Genomic DNA, 651 nt, shown 5'->3' with positions numbered 1-651 from the left:
ATACATGAAAGATCCTTGTTCAAAATTAAACATAGGAAAAGTTAGTATCAATGCGATTAAATAATACCAAAGAACACTTCTAGGTAATTTTAATGCACGAATAGGGGGAAATTTTTCAACTTCATGACCTAACCGTTTTAATATGGGTGCAGCTATAGCCTGAGTAATTAGTGAAAATACCGCACTTAAGACTACTAAAAAAGTTGGAATTATATATTTTAACATGGAAATAGAGTCTTTTGTTCTTTCAATTTGCTGCTCACTTACACTCTGACCCAAGCTTTCAGATAACTTTACACTTCGATCGATAGACTCATTCACTGTAGTGGCCCATTGATCTGCCGATAGATTTATATGTAATAACGAGATTGTTAAGACAAACCATAATAAAAATCCAAATGCGAAGGCAATGGTACCTCCTAATAAAGTAATATATCTTGACTGCTTTTTAGCATAAAGCACACCTATCATTGTTCCTCCTATCCCAAATATAAAGGTAATAGGTAATGCTTTTAACGTTCCAAATAAAATAGTCAATAAAACAGCTACAATAAAAAAGAGAACAGCTTTTCCAAATCCATGCCTCATAGTAAAAACGATAAAGGGTACACCTAATACGAAAGCCAAAATCACTCCTAAAAGAGGTATATA

At 32.9% G+C, this 651-nt stretch carries 1 protein-coding gene; it reads right to left on the bottom strand.

Annotated elements, in window-relative coordinates; genetic code table 11:
• Window positions 1-648 (bottom strand): DUF2232 domain-containing protein (locus RB298_RS19190; RefSeq protein ID WP_486048060.1); only part of this gene is annotated, 648 nt, incomplete at its 3' end.
• Between the last annotated feature and the right edge of the window lie 3 nt (window positions 649-651).

Source organism: Priestia sp. BR_2 (assembly GCF_041954005.1).
Classification (GTDB): domain Bacteria; phylum Bacillota; class Bacilli; order Paenibacillales; family Paenibacillaceae; genus Paenibacillus_AQ; species Paenibacillus_AQ lautus_A.
The sequence above is the reverse complement of the archived record's forward strand: the minus strand, read 5'-3'. Positions and strand labels throughout refer to the sequence as shown.